Raw genomic sequence first — 6,229 nt, 5'->3', positions numbered from 1 at the left:
ATGGAGCGAGCGGCTTTGCCTACTTTGGCCAAGACCAAAGTAGGCCGCCGTAAGGGCGGAAAGGTGAATAAGCGTCGACATAGCAAATGAATGCGCATACAACTATCAAAACAATCACCCCAAACTCAAGAACGAAAAACCGTGACACACTAACCCATCTCCCCCAGCAAGGCCCCACCCACCATGTTCCACCGCCTGGCCGCCGACACCCTGGTCCTGTTCCACCTCTCGTTCATCCTGCTCGTCCTGTTCGGCGGCCTGCTGGTGCTCTGGCGCCGCCGCGCCCTGCTGATCCACCTCCCCGCCCTAGCCTGGGGCCTGGCCGTGGAAGGCCTGCACCTGGAATGCCCCCTGACCGACTGGGAAAACCACCTGCGTAAAGCCGCCGGCGACGCCGGCTACCACGGCGGTTTCGTCGAACACTACATCTGGCCCGTGATCTACCCCGCCGGCCTGACCCCACAGATCCAGCTGTGGCTGGGCACCATCGTGCTGGCGCTCAACCTCGGCATCTACACCTATGTGCTCTGGCGCCTAACGCGTGGCCACCACAAATAGCCGCGGGAACGGCAACAACACCCGGCCGTCGCTGGCCGCCGGGTAGTCATGCTGCATGGCCTGCAGATACAACTGCAGAAAATCCGCCTGCTCCTGCTCATCCAGCCGCGCCAGGTAAGGCCGCAACGCAGAGCCCTTGAACCACTCCACCACCGCCTCGGCGCCACCGATCAAGGGGTGGTGATAGGTGGTGCGCCACACATCCACCCGCGCGCACAAAGGGCTGAGCAAATCGTAGTAGAAACCCGCGTTGTGCCGCGGCGGCAGGCTGAAGTCAGCGAACCTGTCGGCCCAAGGCCCCTGGCTGGCAATCTCGCGCAAGCGGCGATGGGCCGGCTCGTCGAGGTTGTCCGGCGTCTGCACCGCCAGGCTCGCACCCTCGTTCAACTGCCGCACCAGATGCGGATAGAGGCTGGCATGGTCCGGCACCCACTGCAGCGAAGCGTTGGCGAGAATCAGGTCCTGGGGCACCTGGGCCGCCCAGCCGGCGATCTCGCCAATCTCGCAACGCACCCGTGGAATGCTCAAGCGTGGCCGCTGCCGGGCCTTGTCGACCATGTCCGGATCGCTGTCCAGGGCGACGACCTGCGCATCGGGGCAACGTTGCAGCAACACTTCGGTGGAGTTGCCCGGACCGCAGCCAAGGTCGGTGGCGTGGCGCACCGGGCGCGTCGGCACGGCGGCAAGCAGGTCACGTACGGCGCGGGTGCGTTCGTCTTCGAACAGCGAATACTGGGTGGCGGACCAGGACATGGGACGACTCCTTGTAGGGCAATTGCGTGCAGCATAAGCCATGTCGGCACCGCACAACGTAGGGATGATCCGATTGGCGAAAACGAAAACGGCCGGCCCCTTGACGGAGACCGGCCGTTGCGCGAGGCGCTACCGTATTCAGTGACGCTTGGCGGTACGCATCTGGTGCACCACGCCCATGGCCACCACGATGGCTGCGGCGATGCCGGTGGAGATCACCAGGATCTGGTAGTCCGGCATGAAAGCCATGGTCACCAGCGCCGCCACGATGAACACGATCACCAGGTAGGTCAGCCACGGGAACAGCCACATCTTCAAGCGCACTTCCTTGCCCTCGGCCACCAGCTTGCGACGCATGCGCAGCTGCGAGAAGGCGATCACCAGGTACACCAGCAAGGCGATCATGCCGGTGGTGTTCATCAGGGTTTCCAATACGTCCTTCGGGCGCAGGGTGTCGCTGAAGTTGATCAGCGCGCAGAACACCGCCACCAGGCACGAGCCGATGATCGCGTTCACCGGTACGCCAGTGCCGGTACGGGTGAACTTGAACAGGCGCGGCGCATCGCCACGCTGGGCCAGGGAGAACAGCATGCGCGAGGCGGTGTAGTGGCCGGAGATCAGGCAGCTGCTCACCGAGGTCAGCACCACGAAGTTCATCAGCACTTCGGCATAGGGCACACCCAGCAGTTCCAGGGTGCGACGGTAGGCGCCATAACCGGAGACGCCCAGGTGCGGGTCGTTCCACGGCACCAGGCAGACGATCAGGAAGATCGAGCCGACATAGAACAGGCACACCCGCCAGACCACCGAGTTGGTCGCCTTGACGATCTGGGTGGCCGGGTCCTTCGCTTCAGAGGCGGCGATGGTGACGATCTCGGCGCCGAGGAAGGCGAACATCACCCCCAGCAAGGCGCCGATTACCGTGGTGATGCCGTTGGGCATGAAGCCTTCGGCGGTCAGGTGGCTGATGCCGCGTACCTCGCCGAACTGCCAGACGTTCATCACCGCGGCGGTGCACACCACCAGGAAGCAGACGATCGCCACCACCTTGATCAGCGCGAACCAGAACTCGAACTCGCCGTAGTGCTTGACGTTGAAGAAGTTGACGGTGATCAGCAGCAGGGTCGTGGCCAGCACGAACACGTTGACGCTCACGTCGGGGAAGAAGCCGTGCAGGATCTTGCCCGCCACGTAGGCCTCCCAGGCCATGAGGATCACCCAGTACCACCAGTACAGCCAACCGATGGTGAAACCGGCCCAGCGGCCGATGGCGCGGTCGGCGTAGGTGGAGAACGAGCCGGTGTCCGGCGAGGAAGTCGCCATTTCACCCAGCATGCGCATGATCAGCACCACCAGGATGCCGCCGGCCAGGTAAGCCAGGACAGCGGCCGGGCCGGCGCTGTGGATCACGCTGCCGGAACCGACGAACAAGGCGCCGCCGATCACCCCGGCGATGGACATCATCGTCAGGTGGCGCGACTTGAGCGAGGCACTGAGCTTGCTCTCGTGCCCATCCTTCGCGGTGGTGGATGTGGATGTAGCGTCCATCAGTTATTTACCCCGTGCTTCTTTTTATCCAAGGAAAAACTGTGAAACCCCGATGGTTATCGGTCTCACCTGTACATCAGTGCTACTGCGGGCAGGGAGGTGTGCGCGAGCACACGCAGGCCATCCGTGGCGGCCTGCTTACGCGGCCAGAGGCGACCCTCTGGACGAACTGAACCATGCTGGGAACGGACGAGCAGCGTCCGGCCACGCGGGAAGAAGGTGCGAGGCGGACCTCGACGGTAAAGCAGCGATGTTGTGATTATTCATGGCGCTGTCATGTGCTGTGTTGGCTATATCTGACACGTAATGTAAAAATGTCGAACACATTGAGCCATGCACAGCGGCATGAAAAACGCACTGCACTGTACAGGCCGCCGATGCAATACACCCGCTGTGCCCCGCAGGCGCCTGGCGTCGCGCACACCTGAAGGCCCCCGAATGCTCCAGCTACACCCGGACTCCTCCACCCCGCTGGTCAACCAGATCATCGACGGCTTGCGCGCGCTGATCGACGACCAGACCCTCAAGCCCGGGGCGAAGGTCCCGTCGATCCGGGCGTTCGCCTCGACCTACTCGGTGAGCACCTTCACCGTGGTCGAGGCCTACGACCGCCTGGTGGCCCAGGGGTTGCTGGTGAGCAAGGGCAATGCGGGCTTCTTCGTCAATCGTGCGGCGAACGAGCTGCTGGACAAGCACAGCGTCGAGGCCGATACCAGCCGCCCCACCTTCAACTCGGAGTGGTACCTGCAGCAGATCTTCGAGATCCGCCAGCTGCCGTTCAAACCGGGTTGTGGCTGGCTGCCCAACGATTGGATGTACGAGGAAGGCTTGCGCCGCGGCCTGCGCCAGGTCGCCGGTAGCCCGCTGGAGCTGTCCGGCTACGGCGACCCCATGGGCCTGCCGGAATTGCGCGCATTGACTGCGCAGAACCTGCAGCAGGAACTGTCGATCGTCGCCAACCCGGCGCAACTCATGCTCACCCACGGTGCCAGCCAGGCCCTGGACCTGGCCGTGCGCACCTTGGTGCGCCCCGGCGACGTGGTGCTGGTGGACGACCCCGGCTACCCCAACCTGATGAGCATCCTGCGCACCCAGGGCGCCACCCTGGTGGGCGTGCCGCGCACCCCGGCCGGCTATGACCTCGACCAGCTCGAGCGCCTGCTGGCCCACCACCGCCCCACGACCTTCTTCACCCAGCCACACCTGCACAGCCCGACCTGCTCGCGCACCCCGCTGGCGCAGCTGCACCGCCTACTGCAGTTGGCCAGCCAGCATGGCTTCCGCCTGGTGGAGAACAACCTCTACGCCGACATGATCGCCGACCCGCTGCCCTGCCTGGCGAGCCTCGACCACCTGCAGCAGGTGGTGTACGTGGGCAGCTATTCGAAAAGCATCTCGCCCAACGTGCGCGTCGGCTACCTGCTGGCCAACCCCGAGCTGACCCAGCAACTGCTGCACCTGAAGATGCGCTCGGGCCTGACCACCTCGCAGGTGATGGAGCGCGTGGTGTACGCCGCGATCATCGACGGCCGCTGGCGCAAGCACCTCAAGCGCCTGCGCCAGCGCCTGGCCGAGGCGCACCAGGAAGTGGGCCGGCACCTGCATCGGCTGGGTTTCGAGCTGTTCATCGAGTCGGACGAAGGGATGTACATCTGGACCCGGCATCCGGCCATCCCCGACAGCGCCGCCCTGCTCGACGATGCGCTGGAGAAAGGCATCATGCTCGGGCCCGGGCAGTTGTTCATGGTCGATGCCAAGGCCACTGGGTGGATGCGCTTCAACGTGGCGTTCAGTACCGACCCGGCGATGTGGGAGTTGCTGGAGAAGGTGTTGGTGAAGCATGTGCGCCGGGGCGGCGTGTAGGGCCAACGCAGAACCTGCCCGAGCACGTGGGGAGGCCGGATTTGGGCGGCGGGATGTTAAAAACTAGCGGGTTTGCTCCTCGAACACAGGCACAATCGTTACCAAGCCACTACCATGCCCCGAGCGCCGCCTTACCCATCGCTTCCTCGACTGTAACCTGCCGCCCCCCCATCGCAACATAGACCAAGAACTGTCGATCAGTGGCACCGTCTTCCGCCTGGACTTCACCGGACCGATCGTGAACCAGCCGCTTAAGCGCATGCACTTAAATATCGCATCAGCAAAGAAAATTAGACAACTGATAATTCTGTCAGTAGAAGCGAACTGCCAAAGCACCGTAGACTTTTCAATCATAAATCGCTGATAAAGACGGAAATGTATGCTCCTTACACCGCCGGTAAACATTGGTCCTTCGCTGCTGACCTTAGGGAGGGGTAAAACATGCCCAAATGGAGAGCACTGATCGCGGCGGACCTGAGCAAATCTTCCTTGGCGATGCTGCAACCCAATGGCTGGAGCGGTACCACCTATACCCCGTATGGCGACGCGCCCAAATCTTCATTGGGGCAAGTGAAGTTCAAAGGCGAGCGACTGGAGCGAGCGACTGGACACTACCTGCTCGGTAATGGTTACCGAGCATTCACCCCCTTCTTGCAACGCTTCAACAGCCCGGACAGCCTGAGCCCCTTTGAAGATGGAGGGCTCAACACCTACGTATTCGCCTTGAATGATCCAATCAACCGCGTTGACCCAACCGGTCATGTCAGTGGCAAACCCTTGCTGCATCTCGACGGAGTAATTGCAATTGCCAATCGTACATGGAGAGGGAAGCGCCTGACGCTGCAAGCCCATGGGCTAGAGGGGGTAGTTAAAGTAAAGGAACAAATACTAAGCGCAGAACAGTTCTATAACTATCTAAATTTGCGAGGTATCGCCCTAGATTCCTACAGTAAAATTCATCTTGTCATCTGCCATTCCGCATCCAGCAGTACACTGCCACACGCCTCATTCGCCCAACAGCTCGCAGACTATAGCCAAACATCTATCACGGCTTATGATGGCCAACCAACCTATGTAACAACCTACTCGCCAAACAGCGAAGAAATGTCTTTAAAAGTACTTAAAACAGATACCCGCGATAGATACCGAAAAACCCATGATATGAAAAATGAAGGCCGATTTTCCTATGAGCCCCGTAATTTCAAACCCTCGACAGCAGCTCACCAAGTTCGCCAATCTTAGTATCGCCAGACAGGCCAGACCTAGCGCCAGCTACCGCTTCACATCGACATTTACGAGACACTCAGTGTGGTGATAAAGTATGGAATCCTCAGGACGTAATGCTGTTCCTGATCGCCAACAATCGCAGTAACTAACGCCCTCGGATTGGCAGGCTCTACACCTTTGGCGACTGGCCACATATCGGTGACATTTAAGGCTTATGAAGTTATTGATGGCATGTATGACCGAGGTGGTCAGCCGAAGCAAGCAGGGTTTCATAACCGAC

The 6,229-nt window shown here is 61.1% G+C and carries 5 protein-coding genes; 3 read left to right on the top strand and 2 right to left on the bottom strand.

Annotated elements, in window-relative coordinates; all coding sequences use genetic code 11:
* Positions 1–183: 183 nt before the first annotated feature.
* Positions 184–558 carry a DUF2784 domain-containing protein gene (locus OH705_RS25105; RefSeq protein WP_023631697.1) on the top strand — a complete coding sequence of 125 codons (375 nt, stop codon included), beginning with the start codon at positions 184–186 and terminating at the stop codon, positions 556–558.
* Here the strand turns inward: OH705_RS25105 and tam are convergent.
* Together tam and OH705_RS25095 are read right to left on the bottom strand one after the other, a co-directional pair.
* Positions 535–1,311, bottom strand: coding sequence for a trans-aconitate 2-methyltransferase (gene tam, locus OH705_RS25100; RefSeq protein WP_023631698.1), 777 nt, complete (start codon positions 1,309–1,311; stop codon positions 535–537). The genes OH705_RS25105 and tam overlap by 24 nt on opposite strands.
* A 138-nt stretch (positions 1,312–1,449) precedes the next feature.
* Positions 1,450–2,859 carry an amino acid permease gene (locus tag OH705_RS25095; protein WP_094010372.1) on the bottom strand — a complete coding sequence of 470 codons (1,410 nt, stop codon included), beginning with the start codon at positions 2,857–2,859 and terminating at the stop codon, positions 1,450–1,452.
* A gap of 438 nt (positions 2,860–3,297) precedes the next feature.
* Here OH705_RS25095 and OH705_RS25090 point away from each other — a divergent pair, with 438 nt between their 5' ends.
* Both OH705_RS25090 and OH705_RS25085 read left to right on the top strand, forming a co-directional pair.
* Positions 3,298–4,722 (top strand): PLP-dependent aminotransferase family protein, encoded by a 1,425-nt coding sequence (locus OH705_RS25090; protein ID WP_094010373.1) that lies wholly within the window; start codon positions 3,298–3,300, stop codon positions 4,720–4,722.
* Between the two features lie 441 nt (positions 4,723–5,163).
* A complete protein-coding gene (locus OH705_RS25085) occupies positions 5,164–5,964 on the top strand; it encodes an RHS repeat-associated core domain-containing protein (RefSeq protein ID WP_267303219.1) in 801 nt (266 codons plus the stop codon).
* The last annotated feature ends 265 nt before the right edge of the window (positions 5,965–6,229 follow it).

The organism is Pseudomonas sp. BJa3, assembly GCF_026343815.1.
GTDB lineage: Bacteria > Pseudomonadota > Gammaproteobacteria > Pseudomonadales > Pseudomonadaceae > Aquipseudomonas > Aquipseudomonas soli.
The sequence above is the reverse complement of the archived record's forward strand: the minus strand, read 5'-3'. Positions and strand labels throughout refer to the sequence as shown.

Coding starts and splice junctions, on each gene's coding strand:
- OH705_RS25105 (WP_023631697.1), top strand. CDS start 184: ATGTTCCACCGCCTGGCCGCCGACACCCTGGTCCTGTTCCACCTCTCG.
- tam (WP_023631698.1), bottom strand. CDS start 1,311: ATGTCCTGGTCCGCCACCCAGTATTCGCTGTTCGAAGACGAACGCACC.
- OH705_RS25095 (WP_094010372.1), bottom strand. CDS start 2,859: ATGGACGCTACATCCACATCCACCACCGCGAAGGATGGGCACGAGAGC.
- OH705_RS25090 (WP_094010373.1), top strand. CDS start 3,298: ATGCTCCAGCTACACCCGGACTCCTCCACCCCGCTGGTCAACCAGATC.
- OH705_RS25085 (WP_267303219.1), top strand. CDS start 5,164: ATGCCCAAATGGAGAGCACTGATCGCGGCGGACCTGAGCAAATCTTCC.